Annotated in this window: 20 protein-coding genes; 9 read left to right on the top strand and 11 right to left on the bottom strand. The window is 63.9% G+C overall.

Going from position 1 to position 26,630, the window contains the following annotated elements:
* Positions 1–63 precede the first annotated feature (63 nt).
* The 4 genes from MUN81_RS02590 to MUN81_RS02575 all read right to left on the bottom strand — a co-directional run bounded on the left by MUN81_RS02590 (position 64) and on the right by MUN81_RS02575 (position 6,032).
* The gene (locus MUN81_RS02590; RefSeq protein WP_245114833.1) at positions 64–2,604 is read right to left on the bottom strand and encodes an outer membrane beta-barrel family protein; all 2,541 of its coding nucleotides are present in this window, start codon (positions 2,602–2,604) and stop codon (positions 64–66) included.
* A gap of 195 nt (positions 2,605–2,799) precedes the next feature.
* A complete protein-coding gene (locus MUN81_RS02585) occupies positions 2,800–3,636 on the bottom strand; it encodes an ABC transporter permease (RefSeq protein ID WP_245114832.1) in 837 nt (278 codons plus the stop codon).
* Complete coding sequence (locus MUN81_RS02580; RefSeq protein WP_245114831.1) at positions 3,633–4,556, bottom strand: ATP-binding cassette domain-containing protein; 924 nt, start codon at positions 4,554–4,556, stop codon at positions 3,633–3,635. The genes MUN81_RS02585 and MUN81_RS02580 overlap by 4 nt, the downstream gene beginning before the upstream one ends.
* A gap of 69 nt (positions 4,557–4,625) precedes the next feature.
* Positions 4,626–6,032, bottom strand: a complete 1,407-nt coding sequence (locus tag MUN81_RS02575; RefSeq protein ID WP_245114830.1) for a serine hydrolase — start codon at positions 6,030–6,032, stop codon at positions 4,626–4,628.
* A gap of 268 nt (positions 6,033–6,300) precedes the next feature.
* Between MUN81_RS02575 and MUN81_RS02570 the strand changes: the two genes are divergently transcribed.
* Positions 6,301–7,476 carry a sensor histidine kinase gene (locus tag MUN81_RS02570; protein WP_245114829.1) on the top strand — a complete coding sequence of 392 codons (1,176 nt, stop codon included), beginning with the start codon at positions 6,301–6,303 and terminating at the stop codon, positions 7,474–7,476.
* A 187-nt stretch (positions 7,477–7,663) separates the two neighbouring features.
* Positions 7,664–8,425, top strand: coding sequence for a LytTR family DNA-binding domain-containing protein (locus MUN81_RS02565; RefSeq protein ID WP_245114828.1), 762 nt, complete (start codon positions 7,664–7,666; stop codon positions 8,423–8,425).
* A gap of 155 nt (positions 8,426–8,580) precedes the next feature.
* On the opposite strand, the gene wrbA is transcribed toward MUN81_RS02565, so the two are convergent.
* Positions 8,581–9,195, bottom strand: a complete 615-nt coding sequence (gene wrbA / locus MUN81_RS02560) for an NAD(P)H:quinone oxidoreductase (RefSeq protein WP_245114827.1) — start codon at positions 9,193–9,195, stop codon at positions 8,581–8,583.
* A gap of 417 nt (positions 9,196–9,612) precedes the next feature.
* On the opposite strand from wrbA, the gene MUN81_RS02555 reads away from it, so the two are divergent.
* The 5 genes from MUN81_RS02555 to MUN81_RS02535 all read left to right on the top strand — a co-directional run bounded on the left by MUN81_RS02555 (position 9,613) and on the right by MUN81_RS02535 (position 15,500).
* Positions 9,613–10,272 carry a sigma-70 family RNA polymerase sigma factor gene (locus tag MUN81_RS02555; protein ID WP_245114826.1) on the top strand — a complete coding sequence of 220 codons (660 nt, stop codon included), beginning with the start codon at positions 9,613–9,615 and terminating at the stop codon, positions 10,270–10,272.
* A complete protein-coding gene (locus MUN81_RS02550) occupies positions 10,262–11,953 on the top strand; it encodes a hypothetical protein (protein ID WP_245114825.1) in 1,692 nt (563 codons plus the stop codon). The genes MUN81_RS02555 and MUN81_RS02550 overlap by 11 nt, the downstream gene beginning before the upstream one ends.
* A 168-nt stretch (positions 11,954–12,121) precedes the next feature.
* On the top strand, positions 12,122–14,167 hold the full coding sequence (uvrB, locus tag MUN81_RS02545) for an excinuclease ABC subunit UvrB (RefSeq protein ID WP_245114824.1): 2,046 nt from the start codon (positions 12,122–12,124) through the stop codon (positions 14,165–14,167).
* A 74-nt stretch (positions 14,168–14,241) separates the two neighbouring features.
* A complete protein-coding gene (locus MUN81_RS02540; protein WP_245114823.1) occupies positions 14,242–14,718 on the top strand; it encodes a hypothetical protein in 477 nt (158 codons plus the stop codon).
* 74 nt (positions 14,719–14,792) lie between these two features.
* A complete protein-coding gene (locus MUN81_RS02535; RefSeq protein ID WP_245114822.1) occupies positions 14,793–15,500 on the top strand; it encodes a head GIN domain-containing protein in 708 nt (235 codons plus the stop codon).
* A gap of 128 nt (positions 15,501–15,628) precedes the next feature.
* On the opposite strand, the gene MUN81_RS02530 is transcribed toward MUN81_RS02535, so the two are convergent.
* From MUN81_RS02530 to MUN81_RS02505, 6 genes are all read right to left on the bottom strand, one after another.
* Positions 15,629–16,879: an amidohydrolase family protein gene (locus MUN81_RS02530; RefSeq protein ID WP_245117360.1), complete on the bottom strand. Its 1,251-nt coding sequence runs from the start codon at positions 16,877–16,879 to the stop codon at positions 15,629–15,631.
* 154 nt (positions 16,880–17,033) lie between these two features.
* Positions 17,034–17,774 carry a LytTR family DNA-binding domain-containing protein gene (locus tag MUN81_RS02525; RefSeq protein WP_245114821.1) on the bottom strand — a complete coding sequence of 247 codons (741 nt, stop codon included), beginning with the start codon at positions 17,772–17,774 and terminating at the stop codon, positions 17,034–17,036.
* Positions 17,775–17,801: 27 nt separating this feature from the next.
* The gene (locus MUN81_RS02520) at positions 17,802–18,881 is read right to left on the bottom strand and encodes a histidine kinase (RefSeq protein ID WP_245114820.1); all 1,080 of its coding nucleotides are present in this window, start codon (positions 18,879–18,881) and stop codon (positions 17,802–17,804) included.
* A 258-nt stretch (positions 18,882–19,139) separates the two neighbouring features.
* On the bottom strand, positions 19,140–20,546 hold the full coding sequence (locus MUN81_RS02515) for an alpha-amylase family glycosyl hydrolase (RefSeq protein WP_245114819.1): 1,407 nt from the start codon (positions 20,544–20,546) through the stop codon (positions 19,140–19,142).
* Positions 20,547–20,594: 48 nt separating this feature from the next.
* Positions 20,595–22,715: a glycoside hydrolase family 97 protein gene (locus MUN81_RS02510; RefSeq protein WP_245114818.1), complete on the bottom strand. Its 2,121-nt coding sequence runs from the start codon at positions 22,713–22,715 to the stop codon at positions 20,595–20,597.
* A gap of 253 nt (positions 22,716–22,968) precedes the next feature.
* Complete coding sequence (locus MUN81_RS02505; RefSeq protein ID WP_245114817.1) at positions 22,969–24,600, bottom strand: DUF6377 domain-containing protein; 1,632 nt, start codon at positions 24,598–24,600, stop codon at positions 22,969–22,971.
* Between the two features lie 352 nt (positions 24,601–24,952).
* Here MUN81_RS02505 and MUN81_RS02500 point away from each other — a divergent pair, with 352 nt between their 5' ends.
* Both MUN81_RS02500 and MUN81_RS02495 read left to right on the top strand, forming a co-directional pair.
* Entirely contained in the window at positions 24,953–25,579 is a 627-nt protein-coding gene (locus MUN81_RS02500; RefSeq protein WP_245114816.1) for a 2Fe-2S iron-sulfur cluster-binding protein, read from the top strand.
* A complete protein-coding gene (locus MUN81_RS02495; protein WP_245114815.1) occupies positions 25,576–26,556 on the top strand; it encodes a xanthine dehydrogenase family protein subunit M in 981 nt (326 codons plus the stop codon). Before MUN81_RS02500 ends, MUN81_RS02495 begins: the two co-directional genes overlap by 4 nt.
* Positions 26,557–26,630 lie beyond the last annotated feature (74 nt).

Genomic DNA, 26,630 nt, shown 5'->3' with positions numbered 1-26,630 from the left:
TAAGGTCCTTCGCTTTGCTCAGGATGACAGGCGGTTTTTAGCCTTCGATTACATCCCCCCCTATTACTGCTGGCCGCTTTGGGTTTCGCCGGCTTTCTGGTCGTCGTTGCGGATGCTGCGGCGCGGCTTAGGCGGGCTATTTTCAATCTTACCAAAGCGGTAGCCGAAGGCCAGGCGGATGCCCCGCAGGGCGATGTAGTTGTGCTGCTCCAGGTTGAACAAGGGCGTGCTGACGGTGGAGTTGAGGTCGCGGCGGTCGGTGAGGAAGTTGTCGGCGTTGAGGGTGAGGTCGCCCTTTTCCTTCAGAATGGTCTTTTTGATGCCCATGGAATAGTAGTTCCAGGCGGCGGCGCGGCCCTGCAGCTGCACGCGCGAGGAGCTGATGCCGCCGTAGAACTGGGCGCTCAGGGTTTTGGTGAATTTGTAGGTCGAGTTGAGGTTGAGGTTGTACATCAGGCCCTCGTTGGTGGTGTTGAGGTAGCCCGAGCGCAGCACCACGTAGTTGAACGAGGTCGAGCCGCTCAGCTCCCATTTGGGGGTGGGCTTGAAGGAGCCGAACACGCTGGCGCCGTAGGTGTGGTTGCGGGCCACGTTGGCGTAGGTGGTCAGGGTGGTTTCGCCGGACCGGGACCGTACGGCCTCAATGGCGTTGTTGGTCTGGCGCGTGAAGAGCGAGAAGTTCAGCACCGAGCCTTTCACGAAGGTGCTGTAGTTCAGCTCGTAGCTGTCGGTGAATTCCGGGTCCAGCGTGGGGTCGCCTTTGCTGATGTTGAATTTGTCGACGCGGTTTTCGTAGGGGTTCAGGTAGTAGATGTTGGGGCGCTGGATGCGGCGGCTGTAGGCCAGGCGCAGGGTGTTGCCGGGCTTGCGGGTGTAGCTGATGCTGGCGTTGGGCAGCAGGCTGGTGTAGCCACTGGTGAAGCGCGTGATGTCGTTTTGCTGGAAGCGGCCCACAATGTCGGTGCGCTCGAGGCGGGTGCCCACGCGGGAGTTCAGCTTCTTGCCCAGCGGGAAGCCATAGGTGCCGTACACGGCCGCCACGTTCTGGTCGTAGTCGAACACGTTGGAACGTTGCTGGTCAATGACAAAAGGCGCATCGGTGCCGGTGGCGGTCTGAATCTGGTAGTCGCTCAGCACGCGGCGCAAGATGGCCTTGCCGCCCACTTCCACGCTGCGCTTGTCACCGATGGGGTGTGTATAGTCGGTCTGGAGCGTGGTTTCAAGGTTGCGTGAGAGGTTGTCGCTGCTTTCGCGGTAGTTGGGCAGGCCGGTGGCCGTGAACTGGTTTTCGTACTGATTTAGGGAGTAGGGCTGCAGATTGCGGTTGCGCGAGTGCTGGGCCAACACGCTCCACTCGCGGCGCGGCTGGCCCTCGAAGGTGCGCGTGTAGGTGGTGTTCACATCGTAGCTGGAGAAGTTGAAGGTATTCTCCGTGGCGCGGGTGAACAGCTGGCTGGGCGAGGGCCCGGCGATGTTCACAAAGTCGTTGACTTGCTCGCTCTGGCTGTTGTTGCGGTTGAGGCTGCCGCTGAAGCCCACGGTGAGGCTGTGGTTTTTGGCGGGGTCGTAGTCGAGGCTCATGCGGCCGTAGGCGCCGCCGCCGAGGTTGTCGCCGCTGCCGTTCTGGCTCAGCCGCGAGATGACGTTGCCGGCCGAACCGTCGAAGCTGGTGCGCTCCGAGGTGCTGGCGCTGGGGCTGTAGTAGAGGTAGCTGCTGAGGTTGGTGTTCACGCCCACCTTGCCGCGGCGCACGTTGAGGCTGCCGCCGGCGTTGGAGCTGCGGTTGCCGGCGGCGGCGTTCACGCTGCCGTTCACGCCCTGCAGGTTGTTCTTTTTCAGGATGATGTTCACGATGCCGGCCGTGCCTTCGCCGTCGTACTTGGCGCCGGGCGTGGTGATGACCTCCACGGAAGCAATCTGGTCGGCGGGCAGCTGCTTGAGGGCATCGGCCAGGTTGCCGGCCAGGATGCTGCTGGGCTTGTTGTTGATGAGCACCCGGATGTTGGAGGAGCCGCGCAGCTGCACGTTGCCGTCGAGGTCCACGTTCAGCAGGGGCACTTTGCGCAGCACGTCGGCGGCCACGCCGCCCTTGTTGGTGAGGTCGCGGTCGGCGTTGTACACAATGCGGTCGGGCTTCACTTCCACGGTTTCCTTTTCGCCGGTCACCGTCACGTCGCCCAGCTGCTGGGCCGTGGCGGTGAGGCCGAGCGCGCCGAGGTCGGTGGTGCCGCCGGTCACGGTCACTTCCCGCGTGAGGGCCGCGTAGCCCAGGAAGCTGAGCTGCAGGCGGTAGGTGCCCGGCGCCAGCCCGCGCAGGCTGAAGCGGCCCTTCTCATCAGCCACGGTGCCATCGATGGGCGTGTCGCCGGTGGGCGGCAGCAGGGCCACGGTGGCAAATTCGACGGGCTTTTTGGTGGCCGCGTCCTGCACCTGGCCATTGAGGCGGCCGGTGCCTTTGGGTGCCTCGGGGAGCACCAGCGGCTTGGACGCGGCGGGCTTGGCGGGGGCCGTGGTGGGAGTGGGGGCCGGGGCAGCCGGCGTTTGGGCGTAGGCAGAGCTAGCGCAGGTCGCCAGCAGCGACAAGCCGAGTAAGGCGTGTTTCATTTGCAGAAAAAAGGTGCGGCGAAGGATGCAGAAAAAAGGCGAGCGCTGCACCGCAGGACTGGAAAAGATGATGGGCTGCCGTTTGGCAGGAGGTATATCAGGGAATAGCAGTTTTTATTACATGCGCAGACCAAAAAATTGGCGCGCCGAGGTGCGGCCCCACAGAAAGCCAGCTGACTTGACCTCGGCCCGCCTTTAGGCCAGATTGCGCCAGCGCAAAATTACGTAGCCCAGCACCGCACAGGCACCAAACATTAGGAGTTGGTGCCACTCGTGCGGCGCCACGGCGGGCACCACCAGCCCTGGCACGGGTTTGAAGGGCGTGGCCATGAGCGTGAGCAAGGGGCCGGCGTAGGGAATCCAGCCCACGTGCTCCCAGCGCATGAGCGTGAGGCCGGCCACCCAGCCCGCCATGCCCGCCGCCACCGGCAGCACAAAGCCCGGCTGCCACTTGCTCAGCACGTATTGCACGCCCACTATGCCCAGCGTGGCCAGGTAGGTGCGCCCCAGCAGCACGCCCAGCACGTGGAGCGGCGGCACAAACTGCTGCAGGTGCAGCTCCGGCCGCAGGGCCTGCAGCAGGTAGCCGCCCGCCAGCAGCAGGCCCACGAATAGCACCTGGGCTAGCGCATTCAGCCCCAGAATGATGAGCAGCTTGCTGGCCCACACCGGCAGGCGGCCCACCGGCAGGGCAAACAGGTGCTTCCAGCCCTCGGCCTTGTTCTCGACGCCCACCACCAGGCTGGTGAGCAGCACCACGAAGAGCGGCAGCAGCACGGCCGCCGTTTGCCAGCTCATGCTGGCGTATTTCACCCAGCCGTCGGCGCCGGGCTTCAGCAGAAGGTGGCCTTTGAAGTAGAAAATGCAGAAATTGAGCAGCACCGGCAGCACGCCGCTGGCCAGCGTGAGCCACAGCGCCGAGGTGCGGCGCAGTTTCAGCACATCGGCCGCCAGGCTGCGGCCCAGTTGCGCGAGGGGCCCGGGCACGGCCGGCAGCGCCTGAAATTCGGAAGTTGTTGCGGCAGGGTTCATTGAGCGGAGGCGGTTTCGGTGAGGTGCAGGAAAGTGGCTTCGAGGGTGGGCTGCTCGCAGTGTAGGCTGAACACGGGCTGGCCGGCGGCCACCAGCGCGCTGGCCAAAGCCGCGGTGTGCTCGCGCGAGTGGAAAGGCACGCGCAGGGTGCCGGACGCCACCACCGTGGCCGCGTGCAACTCGGGCAGCAGGCCGCGGCAAGTGGCGGCGCAGGCGGTTTCGAGCACCAGTTCGGCCTGGGTTTGCTGACGGGCCTGCAGGGCGGCCAGGCTGCCCTGAAACATCAGCTGCCCCTGCTGAATGACGCCCACATGGGTGGCCACTTTCTCGACTTCGCCAATGAGGTGGCTCGACAGCAGAATGGTTTTGCCGTGCTCTTCGCGCAACTGCCGCAGCAGGGCGCGCAGGTCGCTGATGCCGGCCGGGTCGAGGCCATTGGTGGGCTCGTCGAGGATGAGCAGGTCGGGGTCGGGCAGCAGGGCCAGCGCCAGGCCCAAGCGCTGCTTCATGCCCAGCGAGTAGCCCTTCACCGGGCGGTGGGCGTGGGCGCTGAGGCCCACCTGGGCAAGCACGGCGGCGGTGCGGGCGGCGGGCAGCCCGCGCAGGCGGCGGGTGGCCTCCACGTTTTCGTGGCCGGTGAGGTGGTCGTAAAGCGAGGGGTTTTCGATGAGGGCGCCCACCCGGCTCAGCAGGGCCACGCGGTGGCGGGCCAACTCATGCCCAAACAGGCGCACGGCGCCGCCCGCGGGCCGCAGCAGCCCCAGCAGCAGGCGCAGGGTGGTGCTTTTGCCGGCTCCGTTCGGCCCCAGAAAGCCGTAGATGCTGCCGGCCGGCACGGCCAGGCCGAGGCCGTGGAGCACCGCCCGCTCCCCAAATCGGAACGAAAGGTCAGTGGTTTCAACAAGGGGAGCGGGATGCATTGCAGAAAAGAGAAGGTGAGAAAAGCGTTGGCAAACGAAAATCAATCAGCGGGTAGTATAGCAGAGTAGCTATTCTACTTTGGGAGCCGGCTGGTCGCGGCCGCCCTGATGCAGGATGAGCTGCGCCACCTGGCCCTTGTCGTTTCTGGCAAATTCTACCTGAGCGGGCACGCCTTTCAGTGCAAACAGCGCCGGCGACACGGCCTCGGTTTCGAATTCCGACTGCCCCGTGGCCTGCACAAACAGGCGGCCGTCGCGCTGGCGCACGGTGATGCGGAACGTGGGCGCCAGCTCGTATACGCCCACGTAGGCGCCCAGCGGGGAGGCATCAGCGGCAGCCAGCACCGGCGTGGCCGGCTGGTGGTGCAACAGGCGCAGCAGCCCGCCCTTGAGCTCGGCCAGAGCCTGGCCGGCGTGGTTGTCGAGCAGCACAATCACCTGCTGGCTTTGGGGCACGCGCACCAGGTAGGAGCGAAAGCCGTTGATGGCGCCGTTGTGTTCTTGGATGAGCGTAGAGTCGACCTCGGCGCCCACCTTGGCCTTGTAGACTATCCAGCCGTAGGCATAATGGTTTTTAATGGGCGTGAAGAGCAGCTTTTTGCTGGTTTCCGACAGCACTTTGTTCCCGTCGAGGGCCTGGCTCCAGCGAAAAAGGTCGGTGGCGGTGGAGGTGATGGCACCGGCCGCGTAGGGCACGCTCATGTCGAGGGCAGGCGCAATTTGCAGGCCGCTGGGGGTGGCCTCGTAGCCGGTGGCGCGGCGGGCATCGGCGGCTTCCCGCACGTCGACCGAGGTGGCTTTGAGCTTGAGCGGGCCGGCGATGTTCTCCTGGAAAACCTGCGCGTAGGGCTTGCCGGTCACTTTTTCGATGATGGCACCCAGCAGCACGTAACCCGAGTTGCTGTAGTGGTACTGCGTGCCGGGCGCAAACTCCAGCGGGAGCCCCGAAAACAGCGCCACCAGCTGCGTGGGCGAGTGGGGCGTGCGCATCACGGCCGTGACGAACGTGGGCTGGGCCGTGTAGTTGGGCAGGCCGGCGGTGTGCGTCAGCAGCTGGTGCAGGGTGATTTGGCCGCCGGCCGGCTGCGGGTAGTCGGGCAGGTAGTCGGCCACGTGGCCGTCGAACTTCAGCTGGCCTTTTTCCACCAGCTGCAGCACCAGCGCGGCCGTGAACTGCTTGCTGAGCGAGCCGATGCGGAATTTGGTATCAGGCGTGTTGGCGAGGCCTTTTTCGCGGTTGGCCAGGCCGTAGCCTTTTTGCAGCACCACCTGGCCGTGGTCGGCCACCAGCACCGTGCCCATGAACCGGCCGGATTTCTCGAACTCCCGCACGTAGTCGTCGAGCTGCTGGGCCATGCTGGCGGGCGCTACCGCCGCCTTGGGAGCAGAGGCCACCGTTTGGGCCCTGAGAGTAGGGGCAGCCAGCAGGCCGAGCAGGAAGAAGCCGGCAGCGGCGGGGCGGAAGAGGTTTTTCATTATCGGAGCAGGTGAAAGGTGAGGGTGTTGCTGAAATCCGAGGCAAACCTAAACGGCCTCAAACTGCCCAATTTGCTTATTCAACCAACCCTCGCCCGCCCCGCTTCAACTGCCGGTTTTCGCCCTCCAACCCGGCGGGGGATTCTACCAACGCCGGGGCACCGCCCCGGCCGGTGGTTGGTGCCCGCCGGCGCGGCGTTGGGCCGGGCAAGGCGGGTGTTGGTTGAAACGCGGCGGGCTTCTTTTGGCCCTCTTCCTACCTTGCGACGTGGAAAATTCCGTCGTTTCGCCCGCTGTTCCTGTTTCTGTAGCTTCCGCAAGCCGGCCGGCCTCTGGCGCCACGGCGCCGGCGGTCCGCCGGCACTGGTGGCCGCGCACCCACGATGCCACGCCCGTGCCGTGGTGGGTACACGTAGCGCTGGTGGTCGTGCTGCTCGGCATCGATGCCCTGCTCTATTACGCCATCCGCCTGAGCCCCAAAAGCCCCGTGAAGCTCGACACGGTGTGGTTTGTGCGCAACGCCGTGCTGGATGTGTTCACGGCCGCCTTGTTTTACTGGAACTGGGTGACGCTGTTTCCGCGCACCCTGCCGCAGGGCCGCCTGGGCCTGTACCTGGTGCTGGCGCTGGTGTCGGCCGGCTTGTTTGGGCTGCTGCGCATCGCCGCCTCCAATGCGGTGTACTGGCTGATGAATGGCAAACAGCCGGGGCTGGCCGCCTACACGGGCTCACTGTGGATAGGGCTGATGCTGGGCGGCTTGCTCACGCTGGTGGCCAGCTCGGGTGTGCGCATGACCATTGAGTACCTGCAGGGCCAGCGCAACCGCCGCGAGCTGGAGCGCCAGCACCTGCTCACGGAGCTGGGCATGCTCAAAACCCAAATCAACCCGCACTTCCTCTTCAACACCCTCAACAACATTTACTCGCTCACCAGCCGCAAGTCGAACCGCGCCCCGGAGGCCGTGCTGCGCTTGGCCGAAAGCATGCGCTACCTGCTCTACGACAGCGGCGCCGACGCCGTAACCCTTGCCCAGGAGCTCACGCACCTGCGCAGCTTCCTGGATTTGCAGCGCCTGCGCCTGCCCGCCGCCGAGGCCGAAACCGCCATTGTCCTCACCACCCACGGCGCCGTGGAGGGCGCCCCGCCCGTGGCCCCGCTCCTGCTGCTGCCCCTGGTCGAAAACGCCTTCAAACACGGCGACCTCGCCGCCCGCCCCGAAGCCATCCGCATCGAGTTGGAAGTGGAAGACACCGAGCTGCGCTTCTCGGTGCACAACTACGTGGCCGCCATTGCCGACCTGCCCCGCCAGCCCGGCGGCCTGGGCCTGCACAACCTGCGCCGCCGGTTACTACTGCTGTATCCGGAGCGGCACACGCTCACGGTACGCACTCTGCCCGGCGAGTACGCCGTGGAGCTGGTGTTGCAGCTTGGCAATGAGCAGTGAGCAGCGAGCAGCGAGCAGCGAGCAGCGAGCAAAAGAACGTCATGCAGAGCGCAGCGAAGCATCTTTACCGCAGTCGTAATCCAATCGACAGGAGTTAGTATCAAGGTAAAGATGCTTCGCTGCGCTCTGCATGACGTTCTTTTACATTATATACCCACCTCTTCTGCCTCAATCTGCCTCCCACCCTATGCAACGCCTGACCTGTGCCATCCTCGACGACGAACCGCTGGCCCTCGACCTCCTGGCCGACTACTGCGCGCAAGTCCCGTTTTTGGAGCTGCGTGGGCAGTTTCACGACGCGCTGGCCGGCCTGGCTTTCTTGCAGGACAATCCGGTAGATGTCGTGTTCATGGACATTCACATGCCGCGCCTCACCGGCCTGCAGCTGGTGCAACTGCTGCCCACGCCCGCCCCGCGCATCGTCTTCACCACCGCCTACGACCAGTACGCCGTGCAGAGCTACACCCTGAACGCGGCCGACTACCTGCTCAAACCCATTGCCTTCGACCGGTTTCTGCAGGCTGTGAGCAAAGTGCGGCAGGCCATTCCCAGCGGCAGCCTAGTAGCTACAACCGCTCCCACCGCAGCCCCCGAAGTACCCACCACCCCAGCTGCGCCCGCCCCGGCCGATGCCATGTTCGTCAAAAACGAGCACCGCCTGCAGCGCGTCGCCTTCGACGACATTCTCTACATCGAAGGCATGAAGGAATACCTGCTGCTGCACACGGCCAGCGCCGGCAAAATTCTCACGCTGCAATCCTTTCGCCGAGTGGAAGAAGTGTTGCCGCCGGAACGGTTTGCCCGTATCCACAAGTCGTTTCTGGTGGCGCTCAGCCGCATTGAGCACGTGGAGCGCGGCAAGGTGCAGGTGGCCGGCCGCCTGCTGCCCGTGGGCGATACCTACCGCGAGTCGTTTGCGGAGTTGATTCGGGCCCACAATCAGCTGTAGGCTTCCCCGTCATTGCGAGCGCCGCACGGCAATCCTTTCTCTCGACGCAAAAAGCCCCGGCTCTGCATTGAGCCGGGGCTTTTTGCGTTACAGGGCCCAGGGCCAGCCGCTGAAAACAGAACGGATTGCCGTGCGGCGCTCGCAATGACCAGCGCCTACTTCGCGGCCAGCTTGCTGGCGATTTCGGCCGTGTGCTTGCCCTGGAAACGGGCGCCTTCGAGCTCGTTTTCGCTGGGCTGGCGCTCGCCCTGGCCGCCGGCCACGGTGCTGGCGCCGTAGGGGGTGCCGCCGGTCACTTCATGGTGGCCCATCTGGCCCTGCCAGGCATACGGCAGGCCCACCAGGATGAAGCCGTGGTGCAACAGCGCGGTGTGCACCGCCCGAATGGTGGTTTCCTGGCCGCCGTGCTGGGTGGCCGTACTCACGAATGCCCCGCCTACTTTGCCCACCAGCGCGCCCTTGGCCCATAGGCCGCCGGTGCTGTCGAGGTAGGCCTGCATCTGGCCGCACATGTTGCCGTAGCGCGTGGGCGTGCCAAAGATGATGGCGTCGTACTCCGCCAATTCATCGGGCGTGGCCACGGGCACGTGGGCGAAAGCCTGCTGAGCGCCGGTGGCGCCGGTCTGGTCGAGAATGGCCTGCGGCAGGGTTTCGGGCACGCGCTTCACGACCACGTCGTTGCCGGCCACCTGGCGGGCGCCTTCGGCAATGGCCTCGGCCAATTTCCACACGTGGCCATAGGTTGAATAAAACAGCACAAGAGTCTTCATGAGAAAGGGTTTTGGGGGTTGAGGAAGCGGAGGAAGGGACCAAGCCGACGACAAGGCCGACCGGCCAGTCGTCATCTAACGATTTCGTTCTCGCGGTGACTAACCGGCTGGCTTTGCCGTCGGACCTTTAAGCAGAAATGCGTTCAATGTAGGTACACCGGTAATACCTGCAAATCAGAATAAAGGTTGTTGACGCGCTGCGGAATATCTTCGAAAATGGAAAGGTGGCTTGCCCTGCTTCAGCTGATGCTCCGAGAGGTTTGCGAACAGCTTGCAACCATTTGGCGGCGGGGTGCATCCCCCATGCAGCACGCCTTGTGCGGGCCGGGCGTTGCCCCGGCCGAACCTCCTTTCTATGCTGCAAAAAATGACCTTCTCTACTCCTTCCCTCGCCGGCCTGGGCTACCGGCTGCCGGCATGAGCGCGGCCACCTGGTTTGCGTTCGGGGCCGACGACGTGCTGCCCGACCAAGCGGCCGCGCCCGTGGCGCCCCGCCTCACCGCCAGCCGCAGCTCGGCCGTGACCAACCCGCCCACCGAAACCGAGCTGATTGACGGCTGCCTGCGCGGCCGCCAGCTGGCCCAGAAGCTGCTCTACGACAAATACGCCGGCAAAATGATGGCCGTGTGCCTGCGCTACGCCCAAACCACCTTCGAGGCCGAGGACGTGCTGCAGGAAGGCTTTCTGACGGTGTTTCGCACCTTGGCCAGCTTCCGCCGCGAGTGCCCGCTGGAGTTCTGGATTCGCCGCATCATGATTAACGCGGCCCTGCGCCAGCACCGACGCAACGCCTCGCTGGTAGCGGTGAGCGACGGCGAATACCCCGAAACCCTGGCCAGCGAAGAATTCACGCTCAGCAACTACAATTTCCAGGAGCTATTGGCCATGGTGCAGGAGCTCGCGCCCCGCTACCGCATGGTCTTCAACCTCTACGCCATCGAGGGCTATACGCACAAGGAAATCGGCGAATTATTGGGCATTACGGAGGGTACGAGCAAGTCGCAGTACTCCCGCGCCCGCGTCATCTTACAAACTAAACTGGAGCGCCTCGGCACTCCAACCCGCCATGTCAGCTAATCCTATCGACGATACCACTACGCCTAAAACCACCGGCAGCCTGGAGGAATTATTCCGCCACCACTTGGGGGAAGAAGCCGCCGTGCCGCCGCGCCCCATGCTGTGGGACCAGATTGACAATTCCCTGCTGATTCGGCAGAACGAAGTGTACCGCAAGCGCCTCGTGGCCACGCGCTGGGTGGCGGCGGCCAGCCTGCTGCTGGCCACGCTGGCCGGCACCGGCTGGTGGGCCCAGCACGACGGCAGCTTTGGCGGAACCGAAGTAGCCACCACGACGAACACAGCCGGTACCGGCCAGGGCCAGCGCGGCACGTATGCCAGCGCCCCCGCCGCCGCCCGGCCCGCCGACAACGCCGGCCAGCTCAACGGCGCAACCCTGTCGCAGAATTCAGCCAACTCTTCCACTGCCAGCGCAAGCGCTACCAATGCGCCTGAGGCAGCAGGCACTTACGCTTCTTCAGGCAATACGGGTCTGCGCGAGCGCAACACCATTGCTGCGCGTACCTACGCCACCAATTCCGCACCAGCTGGCACCGGTTTCGGTTCGGCTTCGGTGCGCCAGGGCTTTGGAAAGCCGTCCGCGGCGCAGGAAGCTGGCGCCGTGGCGGCAAGCCGCGGGGCCGTTATTGCACAGGCCGACCAAGTTCCCGCCTCGGTGTTGGATGGTGGTGCTGGCGCGCTCCGCACGGCGGAAAGCGGCTTGGTTGCCGCTGGCGCTGTGCCCGCTAGCGGCGTCGTGGCTGCGGCTATTCCGGTGGGCGGCGCAAGCGCGGCTACCGAAGCAGCGGGAGTGGCCTCCGCTCCGGCGGCGCTTTCGCAGACGGCCGCGGTGGCGGGCCCCCAGCAGATGGGCCTCCTCGCCGCCCGGCCCGCTACGCTCAGCCTGACCGATGTGGCCGGCCTGCCCAAAGGCCTGGCCACCGTGACCCTACCTGAGCCGACTCCCGCGGCGGAGTTTGGCAAGTGGCACTACGGCGTGAGCTACGCGGCCTCGGTATATAATCCCAACGTTAATTTCTCACGCCAGGGCATCGAGTCGGAGTTTGACTACAACCCCGCGCTGGGCCCCGACTCGCCGGCCCTCACCGAGGCTGCCGCCACGCAGTACCGCGAAAACCTGCGGCCCGGCCTCAGCCAGCGCATTGCCCTGCTGGCCACGCGTCACCTGAAAGGCCACTGGTCGGCTAGCACCGGCTTGGAGTTCGTGCAGGCCACCGCCAAATCGGCTACTTCCTCCTCGTTCGTGGGCGAGCAGCTCTACGACTTGGGCTCCTTCACCAACGGCGACATGCGCACCACCAACTTCCGCTACCGCACGGCCGGCGTGCCCTTCCAGGTGAGCTACTCCAACCCCGTGAAGCGCGGCTGGAGCATCTACGGCCGCCTGGGCGGCGTGGTAAGCGCCCTGCTGGGCGCCCGCAGCGAAGTGGAAGGCGAGCCCGAAGCCACCAAGACTTACTCTGTCCTCACCGCCGGCGGACCTTACCGCCGGGTGCTGGGCAGCGTGCGCGGCGCGGCCGGTGCGCAGTTCCGCCCGGTAGTTGGCAACTGGGCCCTCACCCTGGGCCCCGTGGCCGAAATGGGCCTAGTGCCTCTCAACGCTCACCCCGCACAGAGCTACCTGGCGCAAAGCCGCCCCTATAGCTTTGGTATGGAGGCAGGCGTGGAGTTCGGCCGGTAGCCGGGTAGCCCCAAGCTGGGCTTGGGCATGGGAGAACGATGGCTATCTGGTTCCGTTGGGGCCCAAGCCCAGCTTGGGGGTACACCCATTTTCTCCTTTCCCGCGAAACCCAATTTCCTTCATCTTGGTTAAGGTAGGCTGACCTTTTCGGCCTACCTTTCCCGTTGCATGGAGTACCAACTGACCTCTGAATTTAAGCCCACCGGCGACCAGCCCACCGCCATTGCCAAGCTCGTGGAGGGCGTGAACAACGGCGAGCCGGCCCAGGTGCTGCTGGGCGCCACCGGCACCGGCAAAACCTTCACCATGGCCAACGTCATTGCCGAAACCGGCAAGCCGGCCTTGGTGCTGTGCCACAACAAAACGCTGGCGGCCCAGCTCTACGGCGAGTTCAAGGCCTTCTTCCCGAACAACGCCGTTGAGTACTACATCAGCTACTACGACTACTACCAGCCGGAGGCCTACATTGCCAGCACCGACGTTTTCATCGAGAAAGACCTGGCCATCAACCAGGAAATCGAGAAGCTGCGGCTACACACCACCTCCACCCTGCTCAGCGGGCGGCGCGATGTGATTGTGGTGGCGTCGGTGTCGTGCATCTACGGCATCGGCAACCCCGAGGAATTCGCCAAAAACGTCATTTTCCTGAAGCCGGGCATGCGCTACACGCGCAATAACCTGCTCTACCAGTTCGTGCAGATTCTGTACTCGCGCACCGAGGTGGAGTTTTCGCGCGGCACGTTCCGGGTGAAGGGCGACACGGTGGACGTGTTTCCGGCCTACGCCGACTATGCCATTCGCATCTACTTCTTCGGCGATGAAATCGAGTCGGTGCACAAGATTGACCCGGTGAGCGGCAAGAAGCTGAGCGACGAGGCCCACGGCATTGCCCTGTACCCGGCCAACCTGTTCGTGACCGGCAAGGAAACGCTGAACTCGGCCATCAAGCAGATTCAGGACGACATGGTGCACCAGCACGCCTACTTCGAGAAAGAAGGCCGCGACGCGGAGGCCAAGCGCATCATGGAGCGCACGGAGTTCGATTTGGAGATGATTCGGGAGTTGGGCTACTGCTCGGGCATCGAGAACTACTCGCGCTATTTCGACGGCCGCACGCCGGGCTCGCGGCCGTTCTGCCTGCTCGATTATTTCCCCGACGACTACCTGCTGGTGGTGGACGAAAGCCACGCCACCATGCCCCAGATTCGGGCCATGTGGGGCGGCGACCGCAGCCGCAAAACCGCCCTCATTGAGTACGGCTTCCGCCTGCCTTCGGCCCTCGACAACCGGCCGCTGACCTTTAACGAGTTCGAGAGCATGTACCGGCAGGCGGTGTTCGTGTCGGCCACGCCCGCCGACTACGAGCTGGAGCAAAGCGGCGGCATCATCGTGGAGCAGATTATTCGCCCCACGGGCCTGCTCGACCCCGAAATCGACATCCGGCCCAGCGTGAACCAGATTGACGACCTGCTGGACGAAGTGGACGAGCGGGTGAAGCAGGGCGACCGGGTGCTGGTGACCACCCTCACCAAGCGCATGGCCGAAGAGCTGAGCAAGTACATGGACCGCCTGGGCATCAAAGTGGAATACGTGCACTCCGACGTGAAAACGCTGGACCGCGTGGAAATCCTCCGCAAGCTGCGCCTGGGCGAAATCGACGTGCTCATTGGCGTGAACCTGCTGCGCGAAGGCCTCGACTTGCCCGAAGTGAGCCTCGTGGCCATTCTGGACGCCGACAAGGAAGGCTTCCTGCGCGACAAGCGCAGCCTCATCCAGACCATGGGCCGGGCGGCGCGGAATGACCGCGGCAAGGTGATTATGTACGCCGACCGCATCACGGGCTCCATGCAGCTCGCCATTGACGAAACCAACCGGCGCCGGGCCACCCAGTTGGCCTACAACGCCGAGCACGGCATCACGCCGCGCACGGTGCGCAAGAGCCACGCCGAAATCATGGGCCAGACCGACCTGGCCGATTACCGCATTGTGGAAACGCAAGGCTACGCCGGCCCCGAAAGCGACGGCGGAGCCGCGCTGGCCTTGGCCGCCGAGCCCGTGGTGGCTATGATGACGCGCCCCGAACTCGAAAAGCTCATCAAAACCACCGAAAAGCAGATGGAAGCCGCGGCCAAGGACCTCGACTTCCTCACGGCCGCCAAGCTGCGCGACGAGCTGGCCGCACTCAAAACCATGCTCAAGGGCAAGCGCGAGTAGTAGTTGGCACGGTATTCGGCAAAGGGGAAATGCGACCACAGTGGCCGCATTTCCCCTTTTTCTTTTGTAGTGCTATGAAAACTTGGTTACTCTGGGCAGCCCTGCTGCCGGCCCGAATGGCTGCTGCGCAGTCGAACCACGCCTCCGTTATACCCCCCCTGCCCGAATCCAGCTTGCAATCATCGGTGAGCACCACCACGGTGAGCAGCACGCCGGGGGTGCGCTACCAATACCAGCTGGTGCAGCTCGACCCGTGGCAAGTGTGGCTGGCGCCGGCTTGGCGCGACCAAATAAGGCTGGAGCCCGCCCGCAAGCTGTTTAACCCCGATTCTCCCGGCGAACTCGACCGGCTGCTGCTAAAAACCATGAACGAGCTGGCGGCCGATGGCTGGGAACTGCTGGAAATCCGGACCGAGGTGCGGCCCACCAGTGCCGAGCAAAAAGTAGAGCGCGACCTGCAGTTCAATGACCCGCAACGGCCAGTGTACAAGTCCACCACCTCTATTTCCACGGCATCGCACACGCGCTACCTATTTCGCAAGGCGTTGTAGCTTTAACCGGCCAAGCAACCCCGCGCGAGGCAATGGCATCCATTTGTTCACACCCTCTTTTTCTGCTTAGTACGATGAACAAGTTATTCTTTTCGGCTGCTGTGGCGGCCGTTTCGCTCGCCTCCTGCACCGTTCAGGCCCAGGTGAAACAACCCCGCCAGGTGGGTTCCTTCGACGCCGTGAGCTCCAGCGGCGGCATCGACGTGGTGCTGACGCAGGGCTCTACTGCCTCCGTGCTGGTGGAGGCTTCGGACGAAGCTCAGGCCCACCTCGTGACCAAAGTGGAAGGCGGCATGCTGAAAATTGGCTGGGAAAATGGCTTTTCCTGGAAAAACCTGCTCAGCAACAACCGCAAAGCCAACGTCTACATCACCTGCCCGCGCCTCACGGGCCTGAGCCTGAGCGGCGGCGCCGACGCCAACGGCCGGTCGACTTTCTCGGCCGACCATTTCAAAATCAGCGCCAGCGGCGGCTCCGATGTCAAGCTCAGCCTCACGGCCAAAACCCTGACCTGCTCGGCCTCGGGCGGCAGCGACGTGGACCTGAGCGGCCGCGTCGACCAACAGACGGTGGAGGTGAGCGGCGGCTCCGACTACAATTCCTACGGCCTGCAAAGCAGCAAAGCCACCGTGCGCGCCAGCGGCGGCTCCGACGTGGAGCTGACGGTGGACGGCGAGCTGGCCGCCAGCGCCAGCGGCGGTTCCGACGTGCGCTACAAAGGCACCGCCCGCATGGCCAACGCTTCGCATTCCGGCGGCAGCAGCGTGCGCCGAGCCAACTAGCTTTTAGCTTTGCCTCACAAGCGGCCTGTTAGCCGACTTTGCCAGACGTGTTTTAAAGCCCAGACCTGACCGGTTTGGGCTTTTTTTGTACCAATTTTCGGCACAAAGCGAATTGTGTTGGTTTTGGGTCAGGGCTGCTTGAAGAGCACACCGCCTTTCATCACCAGCCGCACCTGGCGCACGGCGGCCACGTCCAGAGTGGGGTCGCCGGCCACGGCCACGAGGTCGGCCAGCAGGCCGGAGCGGATGCTGCCGCGGTCGGCGAGGTGGAAAATCTGGGCGTTGCCGCTGGTGGCCTGGCGCAGCACCTGCAGCGGCGTGAGGCCGTAGTCCTGCACCAGCAACTCCATTTCGCGGGCGTTGTCGCCGTGCGCGAACACGCCCACGTCGCCGCCCATGGCCAGGGTCACGCCGGCTTTCAGGGCGGCCTGCATGCTGAGGTGCTTGGCCTGCAGGCGGGGCGGCAGCGGCTCCTGGCCTTTTTTCCAGCCTTTATACAGGGAAGTGGCGTCGCCGGCGGCCACGGTGGGGCACAGGGCCACGCCGCGCTTTTTCATCAACTGAAAGACTTCCAGCGTGCCTTCGTCGCCGTGCTCGATGGTTTCGACGCCGGCCAGCACGGCGCGGCGCATGCCCTCGGGTGTGCTGGCGTGGGCCACCACGCCCCGGCCCGCCGAGCGGGCGGTTTGCACTATCAGGGCCAGCTCGTCCTGCGAGAAAGTGGGCTGGGCGCTGCCGTTGAGCCCCCAACGGTAGTCGGCGTACACTTTGATGACGTCGGCGCCCTTGCCGATTTGCTCGCGCACGGCCCGGATAATGCCGTCGACGCCATCGGCTTCCTGGGCGCCCTGGGGCACGTCTTCGTCTACCGAGAGCTTGGGGCCGTAGCTGCCCGTGGCCACCAGCGCTTTGGTGGCCACCAGCAGGCGCGGTCCGGGAATGAGGCCCTGGTCGATGGCCTGCTTGAGGCCCACATCGGCAAATCCGGCCCCTTCGGTGCCGAGGTCGCGGGCGGTGGTGAAGCCGGCCAGTAGCGTGCGCTGGGCGTGCGCTGTGGCCCGCGCCACCCGCAGGGCCTGCGACTCCAGCAGCACCTGGTCGCCCCAGGAGGTTTCGTTGTAGGGGTGCAGCAGCAGGTGCGAATGGCCCTCAATCAGGCCGGGCAGCAGCGTGAGGCCGGGCAGTTCCAGGGTGCGGGCGCCGGCGGGCGCGGCCAGCTGCGCCGCGGGCCCCACGGCCTTGATGCGGTCATCTTCGACCAGCACCGCCCAGCCCACGTGCCGTTCCTGCCCGTCGAACACGGCGGCGGGGCGCAGGAGAACGGCCCCGGATGCGGGGACCGGGGCCCCGGCTTGGGCGCTCAGCTGCGCCGGCAACAGGCCCGCAAGCAGCACCACGCTGGCTCGACGCACTCGCCAAGAGGCCATCACCCGGACCAGAGCCGCGGCCGGTAAACGAAAACAACGCATACGAAAAGCAAAAAAGGCCCGCAACCCGCGCGCAGCCCTCACGAAACTACGCCCGCCGGACAATTCATGCGCCTGCCCCACCCTCCTCGCGCGGCGCGGCGGCCGGGGCAGGCGCCAGCAGCCGCTGCTGCACCAGCAGTTGGTAGGAAGCGCCCACCGGCACCGCGGCTTTGCCGAGGCTGAGCTGGTGCCGCTCCACTTTATCCACCTTGTCGTTGGCCACCACGAAGGAGCGGTGTACCCGCGTGAACTGCTCGGGCGGCAGCAAATCGAGCCCTTCCTGAATGGTGAGCCGGGCCAACAGGCGACGGCCCACTAGCACGAAGGTGATATAGTTGCCAGCCGCTTCGAGGTACAGAATCTCATCGAAACGCACCTTCACCTGCTCATAACCGGTTTTCAGAAAGAGGTGGCTCGGGGCTGAAGGGGGTGCGGCCGGAGTGGGCGTGCGCAGCTGCCACAGCTCGCGGGCCTTGTTGCAGGCCTTCATGAAGCGGGCCAGCGAAAACGGCTTCAGCAAGTAGTCCACGGCATCGAGCTCGAAGCCCGTGACAGCGTGCTCGGCGTAGGCGGTAGTGAACACAACCAACGGCTTGCGGGCCAGGCTGCTCACAAATTCCAGCCCCGAGATGTCGGGCATGTTGATGTCGACAAATAGCAGGTCGACCTCTTCGCGCTGCAGGTAGTCCAGCGCCTGGAAAGCATCGGTGAAGCAGGCCCGTAGGTCCAGAAACGGCACCTTGGCGGCCAGGGCGCGCACCACGTTCAGCGCAATGGGTTCGTCGTCGATGGCAATGGCTTTCATGGGCAGCGGAGCGGGCGGGCAACGGAGCTACAGCTCCAGGGTGAGGTGCACAAAGTACTCGCCCAGCGTTTGGCGGATGGCCAGCTCGTGGCGGCCGGGGTAGAGCAGGGCCAGGCGCTGCCGCACGTTGGCCAGCCCCAGGCCGGAGGTTTCGTCGGGCAGGCTTTGGTCGGACTTGGGGTGGATGCTGTTGTACACGTCGAAATACAGCCGGTTGTCGGTCACGTGCAGGCTCACCTTTATCCAGGATTTGTGCTGGAGGCTGATGCCGTGCTTAAAGGCATTTTCCACGAAGGGAATCAGCAGCATGGGCGCGATGGAGCTGCCCAGCGGCACTTCGTCCAGCGCGGTGTCGATGCTGATGCCGGGCGAGGTGGCAATGCGCAGCGACTGCAGCTCGACGTAGTTGCGCAGGTACTCCAGCTCGCGGGCCAGCAGGATGCGCGGCTGGTGGTTTTCGTGCAGCATGAAGCGCATCATGTCGCCCAGCATCTGAATGCCCTGGGCGGTGCGCTCGCCGTTTTCCTGCAGGGCCGTGCCATAGAGCGTGTTCAGAGCATTGAACAGAAAGTGCGGGTTTATCTGCGAGCGCAGCAGCTCCAGCGTGGCTTCCGACTGCCCCAGCTCCTGCTTCAGCCCTTCGATTGCTTCCTGTCCGCGCGCCCGCCGCCGATACAGCGTCCACGACAACGGTACCGTGAACAGCAGCTGGAATACACCGTTCAGCACCCCGAAAGCGGGTCCATCATTGTCATTGGTCAACAGCAGGGCGAAGCAGCCTACGAAAATCGAGACTACGACCAGCAGCAGAAGAGCTTTCAACAAGTAGCGCAGAAACGGGCGTCTGCGGCCCTGCACGCCGGGGATTAGTCGGTAGCTAGCCAAGCTGTGCACCGTGGCGGCGGAGAGCGCCAGAATGTTCCAAAACAGAAATATGCCAAGGTGGGCGCGGGCAGATAGCAAGAGCATTAGTCCCAGTACCCACACGCCGGCCAGCACTGCCACGTCGCGCCGAATGAGAAGCGGGGACGAAGGCCGCGCATCATCGCCTTGCGGCCACACAAAGACGCCCAATTGGCGGATAAATTCAGGAATGCGAACCGTCATCAGATAATACATTCGGGTGAAAACGTAGGAGAATGGCTGGCCCAGAGCAGCGACAAAGCAAGCGCCGTCGCTGCCAGCAGCACCTTTCGGCAACAAGATTACCGAGCCATTTCCACCGGCTAAACTACCTGGGACGAATGAGGCGAATAATGTGACGAACCGGGCGATAATGCCTAAAATCCACCCCGTCGCATAGCGCCGTATGCAAAAAGAGCCGGGGGCTGCCCGGCTCTTTTTGCATACGGCGCTACCGCAATGCTACTTTTTCAGCACCAGGTAGCCATAGGCCGGCAGCGTAACCGAGGTGGCTAGGGCCACGGTGCCGCTCTGCAGGGCATTGGCCCAGCTGGTGTTGGCCAGCGCGGCGGGCAGGGTGTAGGTGCTGGGCGAGTTGCGCACGTTCACGAGCACCAGGGCCTGCTCGGCGCCGGCGGTTTTGGTGAAGGCGCACACGTTGGCCGTACTGTAGGCCGTGGGCGTACCCGTGCGCAAGGCCGTGCTGGCCGCCCGGGCCGTGAGCAGCTGCTGGTAGGCGCGTTTCACGTCGGAGCGCACGCCCCAAGTGATTTTTACGCCGGTGAAGGGAAACGGAATGGCGCGGCTCATGCCCACTTCCTGGCCGTTGTACACGAAGGGAATGCCCTTGTAGAGGGAGGCGATGACGAAGGCCGACATGGCGCCCGCGTCGCCGCCAAACAGGGTGACGGGGGAGCCGTCCGAGCCGTTCACGTCATGGTTGGTGATGTAGCGCACCACTTGCTGCGTGCCGGTAGCACCCGAATACTCGCTGGTATTCAGGGCATCAAACACCGTGGCGGGCTGGTTGCTGCGGTACACGTTGTAGATGCCGCCGTAGAAGTCGAAGCCGAAATTGTAGTCGAAGCCCGAAGTAAAACCGGCCGGGCGCTTGCCCTCGGCCAGCAGCAGCAGCTTGTGGGTTTTCACGTTGCGCAGGGTGTCGACGGCCTGTTTCCAGAAGTCGGCGGGCTGAAAATCGGCGTAGTCGCACCGAAAACCGTCGACGTTGGCCGTGAACACCCACGACTTCATGGCCGAAATCATCTCAGCCCGCATGTCGACGTTGTTGAAATCGAGCTGAGCTACGTCGTTGAACGTCTGTCCGTTGTTCGACACCGCCTTGATGGCGCCGGCCCCGTCGCGCACGTACCAGTCGGGGTGCTGGGTTATCCAGGCATTGTCCCAGGAGGTGTGGTTGGCCACCCAGTCCAGCATCACGCTCAGGCCGCGGGCGTGGGCGGCGTCTACCAGCGTGCGCAGGTCGGCGAGGGTACCGAATTCGGGATTCACGGCGCGGTAGTCCTTCACGGCGTAGGGCGAATTCACCGCCTTGCTGTCGGTGCCCACCGGATAAATGGGCATCAGATACAGCACGTTCACCCCAATGGCTTTGATGGAATCGAGCCGGGCCGTGACGCCGGCCAGGTTGCCGCCCTGGCTGAACGCCCGCATGTTCACCTGGTAAATCACCGCATCCTGGCGGTTGGGCACCCCGGCGTAGGGCGTGCCGTACTGCGGCGGCGTAGGCGTGGGGGTAAACGTCGGGAACACCACATCGGGCGGCGGGGCGTCTTTGTGGCAAGCCGCCAGCAGGCCCACGCTGCCCAGCACCAACGCAACTGTGCGCACTATTTTAGGAAGAAACATGTCGAAAGAGCTAGGTAAAAAGTGAGTTAAAACAAGGGCAACCGGGTGCTATTTCTTAACCGGCTTGAAGCTGATTGCCGCGCCGCCGCCCGGCGCCAGCTGCAACGTCAGCGCCGATTTGCTGGTCACCGTTTGCTTGGAAATGCGGTAGGCCATGGGGTTTTTCTGCCAGTCGGCGCCGCTGCCATCAGCGTAAATGATGGCCTCGTAGCGCTGGCCGGGCGTCAGGAAATCGAGCTTTAGGGCCTGCTTGCGGGCATTTTCATCCGTGATGCTGCCCAGGTACCACTCGTCTTTGCCCTTGGCCTTGCGCACGGTGGTGAGGTAGTCGCCGGGCTCGGCGGCCAGGATGCGGGTATCGTCCCAGTCCACGGGCACGTCCTCGATGAACTGGAAGGCGTCGGGGTGCTTCTCGTAAACTTCGGGCAGGTCGGCGGCCATTTGCAGGGGCGAGTACATGGTCACGTACAGGGCCAACTGCTTGGCCAGGGTGGTGTGCACCTGCTTGCCCTGGTTACGGGCGGGGTTCCAGTCGTCGAGCTTGATTTGGAAGATGCCGGGCGTGTAGTCCATCGGGCCGCCCATGAGGCGGGTGAAGGGCAGGATGGTTTCGTGCTCGGGCGGGTTGCCGCTGCTCCAGGCGTTAAACTCGTTGCCGCGGGCGGCTTCATTGGCCAGCCAGTTGGGGTAGGTGCGGTGCAGGCCGGTGGGGCGCACGGCCTCGTGCATGTCCACCATTATTTTGTTATCGGCCGTGAGCTGGGCGGTGCGCACGTAGTGGTTCACCATCCACTGGCCGTCGTGGTGCTCGCCGCGCGGGATGATGCGACCCACGTAGCCGGTTTTCACGGCGTCGTAGCCGTGCTGTTTCATGAAGCGGTAGGCGGCGTCCTGCCGGCGCTCGTAGTTGGTCACGGAGCTGCTGGTTTCGTGGTGCATGATGATTTTCACGCCCTTACCGGCGGCGTAGCGCTGCAGCTCGTCCACGTTGAAATCGGGGTAGGGCGTCACGAAATCGAACACGTTTTCCTTCCAATTATTGGCCCAGTCTTCCCAGCCCACGTTCCAGCCTTCCACCAGCACGCCGGGGATGTGGTGCGCGGCCGCGAAATCTATGTAGCGCTTCACGTTGGCGGTGTTGGCGCCGTGGTGGCCGTTGGGCTTGAGGGCGTTCCAGTCGGTGTTATCCAGCTTGATGTTCGACACGTCGGCGTAGTTCCAGCTGGCGCGGTTCACGTGCATCTCCCACCACACGCCCACAAATTTCTGCGGCTGAATCCAGCCCGTGTCGGCCACTTTGCTCGGCTCGTTCAGGTTCAGAATGAGCTTGGACGAGAGAATGGCCGGGGCGTTATCGGCCACCACCACCGTGCGCCAAGGCGTGTGCTCGGGCGCCTGCAGGTAGGCCTTGGCGCCAGTGCCGGTGGCATCGGGCACCAGCTGGCTGCTGAGGCTGAAGGTCTGCGTGTCCACGTTCAGGAACATGGCCGGGTAGTTCACCAGCGCCGCTTCGTGAATGTTGACGTACAGCCCGTTGTCCGACTTCAGCATGAGCGGCGTCTGCACCCGCTTGGGGTCGGCTTTCTGCTGAATGGCCTCAATGGGCGTGGTGTTCACCTCGCTCAGGCGGCTGGTGGTGTAGGCGTACTCGTTCGAGTCGTAGTCGCCCGGAATCCAGAAGGCCTTGTGGTTGGCCGGCAGGTTGAACTCGGTGTGCTCGTCCTGCACCGTGAAATAGGCCAGGTTGGGTTGCGCCGGAAACTCGTAGCGAAAGCCCACGCCATCGGCAAACACCCGAAACACCACGTCGAGCAAGCGGCCGGGCGCCGCCGGCTGGCGCAGGTGCACCGTGAGCTGCCGGTAGTGGTTGCGAATGGTTTTCACCTCGCCCCACACCGGCTGCCAGGTTTCGTCCACGTCCTTGGTGTCGCTGCCGGCCAGTTCCAGCGGGCCATCGAAGCCCTTACCATCGGCAAAAGACAGGCCCAGGCGGGAGGGCTTGATGACGGATTTCGTGCCGTAAGAAACGGCGTAGGTGGGGCGGCCGTCGGCGCCCAGCGCCACGGTCAGGCTCACCTGGTCGAGGCGGGCGGTGAGCGGGGTGACGGCCTGGGCGTAGCCGCCGCGCGCCGCCGTCAGCAGCCCCAAGGCCAGCAGCAATTTTCTCATAAGTAAAGCGCCGGAGCACCAGGGCCGTCGGGCCTGGCTGCCATCGGTTGGAGTGGGAATGTAACAAAGCTAGCGCCTCCCCCTCCCGCCCGTACCTAATCAAAGACGGATATAGAAAATATCAACCCATCAAGAGAAATTCACACTGTAAATCAACACACTATATCAAATTTCGACACCCAAAATATTGCCCTGATATTGCCCTATTCGCCCGCATCAGCGGCCCCCAGAGTATCCCTTGCCGGCCGTTTTGCTACACCGCCTCAATGGCCTGGATGCGCGCCTCGAATTCCTCGTTCGGCACCAGCGAGCGGTTCTTCACCCGCGTCTTGTAGGTGTAAATCGTGTTGATGGAATAGCCCAGCATGCGGCTGATTTGCTCGCTGTCGGCAATGCCCAAACGGATGAGGGCGAAGATGCGCAGCTCGGCCGTCAGCAGTTGGTCGTCGGCCAGCATCACCCGGTCTTCCGCCCGAAACAGGGCGTTGAACTGCGCAATGAAGTTGGGAAACAGCCGCAGGAACACCGTGTCGAAGCCTTTCAGTAGCTCGTTGCGCTCGGTTTTGATGTTCACGCCGTCGACCAGCTTTTGCAGGCCGGCGTACTGCTTGCTGCTCAGCAGGGCTTCCACGCGCTTCTTGAGGGTTTCGAGCTTGTCGATGTACTGCGAGTTGTTGTGGAAGTAGTAGCCGATGTACTCCTCCTTAATCTGGTTAGCTTCGTTGAGGCCGTGGTTGAGCTGGTGCAGCTCGTCGTTGCGGGCCTGCAGCTCGCGGTTGGCAGCAAAGACGAGCTGGTCGGCTTTGCGCAGCCGGCGCAGGGCCAGCGCACTCACCACCGCGAAGGCAATGACCACCCCGGCCAGCACCGTCATGATGATAGCATAGGTTTTCAGCGACTTGCGCTGGCTTTCGATGATATTGATTTTTTGTCCCTCGATGATGGACGAGACGTGGCTGATTTCAATCTGCCGCTGCCGGGCCTTGTAAAACGTGGCGTTTTCGCGGGCTTCGCGGATGAAGGCGTAGGCGTTTTTGAGGTCGCCGGTGCGGTAGCAGTAGTCCGAGAGCTTGAAGATGGCCGTGGTTTCCTTGGTGGCCGATTTCACGTCGGCAATGGCCGACACGAGCAGCAGCTCGAAGGCTTTTTCGGGCTGGCCCGCCTGCTCGTAGAGGTAGGCCGTGGTGCTGGCGCTCACGGCCAGTTGGTGCAGCGTGAGACGCGGCAGCCGCAGAATCTGGCGGTAGACGGCGGCCCCGGCAGCCAGGTCCGCGTTTTTCTGGGCCCGAAACTCCTGCACTTCCAAGCACTGGTAGGAGCCGGGACGGCAAAACTGCAGGGCCGTGTCGGCGTAGGCCAGGGCTTTGGCGTAGTAGGCCGGACGGTAGGTTTGGTCCTGGTTGAAATTGCCCAAATCACTGTAGGCCCGCGCTTTCAGAAAATAGAGGCTTTGCCGGTCAGGACGCGTCAGGCGGCGCGCGTCGATGCTGTCCAGCGTTTCGAACGTCTCCTTGAACAAGCCCGACGACAGCAGCACAAACGCCAGCTTGAGCTGCGCCACCTCAATTTTTTCGGGGTCGTGAAGGCGGTTGGCCAGCCGCCGCATTTTCTGGCAATACACAAAGGCCGAGTCGTACTTAAAGGCTTTGTATTCGTCGTAGATGCGCAGAGCCAGGTCAAACCGGGTATTGTCGTTTACCTCGGCCGAGGCAAAATCGGCGGTGAGCACGGCAATGCGGTTGAGGCGCTGCCCGTCGTAAGTCTTTTTCCGGGCCAGGGCTCGGTTTAGTTCGGTCAGTAGGCTGTCGTTGGCACTGGCCTGGGCGTTGGCAGTTACTGGCCACAGCCCCAGCAGCAAACCACACAAAAGAATCAGGAGCTTCACCGAGCGGAACAAAAACCATAAAAGCGACAGGCGCCAAAAGTAGCACCTGGCCGCGTGGTGCAGGCCGGCGTCCGGCCGGTTCGGCAACGCAAGCACGGGCGCGTCTGCAAAACAATTCGTAGCTTGAATACGGTTGTGCAAAAGCGGTTCGGCAAGCTTGGTGAGCACGGCGCGGCCGGCGCCACAGCAGCAGGCGCTTTCGAAGGCTACCGTTGCGCATAGCTAGGAGCCGGGGCGCTTTCCGCCGCTGCTTCCGCGTCTTTCGGCCCAACGGGCACCCCGCCCGCCGCGTATGCCCACCGCCTGGGCCGGCCCTGCTGACCATTGCATCGAACTGTTCTCCTACTGCCCTATGAACCACGAACCCAACCTGCCGCCCAGCCACGACGAGGCCCGGCGCACCTTCCTGAAACAGTCGTCGCTGCTCACGGCCGTGGCCCTGGTGCCAGCGCCCGTGGTGCAGGCGGCCACGGCCGAGCTGGACGAACGGGTGGCCGCGGCCATCGAAAAAGTACCGCTCAAGCTGGAAATCAACGGCAAGAAGTATAAGCTGAATGTGGAGCCCCGCACCACCCTGCTCGATTTGCTGCGCGAGCAACTCAACCTGACGGGCACCAAAAAAGGCTGCGACTACGGCCAGTGCGGCGCCTGCACCGTGCACGTGGATGGCCAGCGCGTGAACAGCTGCCTGAGCTTCGCGGTGATGCACGACGGCAAGAAAATCACGACCATCGAAGGCCTGGCCGACGGCGACAAGCTGCACCCCATGCAGGCCGCGTTTGTGAAGCACGACGGCTTTCAGTGCGGCTACTGTACGCCCGGCCAGATAATGAGCGCCGTGGCCTGCGTGCGCGAAGGCCACGCCGACTCGGAGGCTGAAATCCGGGAATACATGAGCGGCAACATCTGCCGCTGCGGGGCTTACACCAACATTGTGGCGGCCATTCAGGAAGTGAAAAACGGAGGGCAAAAAGTATGAACCAGTTCCAGTACGTCCGCCCCACCAAGCAGCAGGCCGCCATTGAGGCGGTGGCCAAAGACGCCAATGCCAAGTTCATCGCCGGCGGCACCAACCTCGTCGACCTGATGAAGCGTGGCGTGATGGCCCCGCAAAAGCTGGTCGACATCAACCGCCTGCCCCTTACTAAAATCGAGCACGAAAGCAACAGCCTCCGCATCGGCGCGCTGGCCCTGAACTCGACCGTGGCCGACGACCAGCAGGTGCGGGAGCGGCAGCCGCTGCTGGTGCAGGCCATCAACGCCGGGGCCTCGGCCCAGCTGCGCAACATGGCCACCACCGGCGGCAACATGCTGCAGCGCACCCGCTGCCCCTACTTCTACGACACGGCCCTGCCCTGCAACAAACGCGAGCCCGGCACCGGCTGCGGCGCGCTGGAAGGCGTCAACCGGATGCACGCCATCTTCGGCTTTTCGGACAAGTGCATTGCCGTGCACCCGTCTGACATGAGCGTGGCCCTGGTGGCCCTCGACGCCACCGTGCTGGTGAGCGGCCCCCGCGGCGACCGCCGCATCGCCTTCGCCGACCTGCACCGCCTGCCCGGCGACACGCCCGAAAAAGACACCACGCTGGAGCCCGGCGAGCTCATCACGGCCGTGGAGGTGCCCGACAATCCATTTACGAAACACGTAAGCTATTACAAGGTGCGCGAGCGGGCCAGCTACGCCTTCGCGCTGGTATCGGCTGCCGCGGCGCTGGCCCTGGACGGCAGCACCATCCGGGCGGCGCGGCTGGCCTTCGGCGGCGTGGCGCACAAGCCCTGGCGCCTGCAGGCGGCCGAGCAGTTTCTGGTGGGCAAGCCGGCCACGGAAGACACCTTCCGGCAGGCCGCAACGGTGGCCATGCAGGGCGCCAAGGCCTTCAAGCACAACGAATACAAGCTGCGCCTGGCGCCGAATACGCTGATTCAGGCCCTGAAAAATGCAGCCGCGGCCTAAACCTTCAGGACGTCATGCAGAGCGCAGCGAAGCATCTCGCTCGGGGCAACTAATTAGTTAAGCACGCGAGATGC

It is taken from the genome of Hymenobacter sp. 5317J-9 (assembly GCF_022921075.1).
Classification (GTDB): Bacteria; Bacteroidota; Bacteroidia; order Cytophagales; family Hymenobacteraceae; genus Hymenobacter.
The sequence above is the reverse complement of the archived record's forward strand: the minus strand, read 5'-3'. Positions and strand labels throughout refer to the sequence as shown.

Bases quoted from the DNA above. Each gene is read 5' to 3' on its own strand.
- MUN81_RS02590 (WP_245114833.1), bottom strand. From the start codon at position 2,604: ATGAAACACGCCTTACTCGGCTTGTCGCTGCTGGCGACCTGCGCTAGC.
- MUN81_RS02585 (WP_245114832.1), bottom strand. From the start codon at position 3,636: ATGAACCCTGCCGCAACAACTTCCGAATTTCAGGCGCTGCCGGCCGTG.
- MUN81_RS02580 (WP_245114831.1), bottom strand. From the start codon at position 4,556: ATGCATCCCGCTCCCCTTGTTGAAACCACTGACCTTTCGTTCCGATTT.
- MUN81_RS02575 (WP_245114830.1), bottom strand. From the start codon at position 6,032: ATGAAAAACCTCTTCCGCCCCGCCGCTGCCGGCTTCTTCCTGCTCGGC.
- MUN81_RS02565 (WP_245114828.1), top strand. From the start codon at position 7,664: ATGCAACGCCTGACCTGTGCCATCCTCGACGACGAACCGCTGGCCCTC.
- wrbA (WP_245114827.1), bottom strand. From the start codon at position 9,195: ATGAAGACTCTTGTGCTGTTTTATTCAACCTATGGCCACGTGTGGAAA.
- MUN81_RS02555 (WP_245114826.1), top strand. From the start codon at position 9,613: ATGAGCGCGGCCACCTGGTTTGCGTTCGGGGCCGACGACGTGCTGCCC.
- MUN81_RS02550 (WP_245114825.1), top strand. From the start codon at position 10,262: ATGTCAGCTAATCCTATCGACGATACCACTACGCCTAAAACCACCGGC.
- uvrB (WP_245114824.1), top strand. From the start codon at position 12,122: ATGGAGTACCAACTGACCTCTGAATTTAAGCCCACCGGCGACCAGCCC.
- MUN81_RS02540 (WP_245114823.1), top strand. From the start codon at position 14,242: ATGAAAACTTGGTTACTCTGGGCAGCCCTGCTGCCGGCCCGAATGGCT.
- MUN81_RS02535 (WP_245114822.1), top strand. From the start codon at position 14,793: ATGAACAAGTTATTCTTTTCGGCTGCTGTGGCGGCCGTTTCGCTCGCC.
- MUN81_RS02525 (WP_245114821.1), bottom strand. From the start codon at position 17,774: ATGAAAGCCATTGCCATCGACGACGAACCCATTGCGCTGAACGTGGTG.
- MUN81_RS02520 (WP_245114820.1), bottom strand. From the start codon at position 18,881: ATGACGGTTCGCATTCCTGAATTTATCCGCCAATTGGGCGTCTTTGTG.
- MUN81_RS02515 (WP_245114819.1), bottom strand. From the start codon at position 20,546: ATGTTTCTTCCTAAAATAGTGCGCACAGTTGCGTTGGTGCTGGGCAGC.
- MUN81_RS02510 (WP_245114818.1), bottom strand. From the start codon at position 22,715: ATGAGAAAATTGCTGCTGGCCTTGGGGCTGCTGACGGCGGCGCGCGGC.
- MUN81_RS02500 (WP_245114816.1), top strand. From the start codon at position 24,953: ATGAACCACGAACCCAACCTGCCGCCCAGCCACGACGAGGCCCGGCGC.
- MUN81_RS02495 (WP_245114815.1), top strand. From the start codon at position 25,576: ATGAACCAGTTCCAGTACGTCCGCCCCACCAAGCAGCAGGCCGCCATT.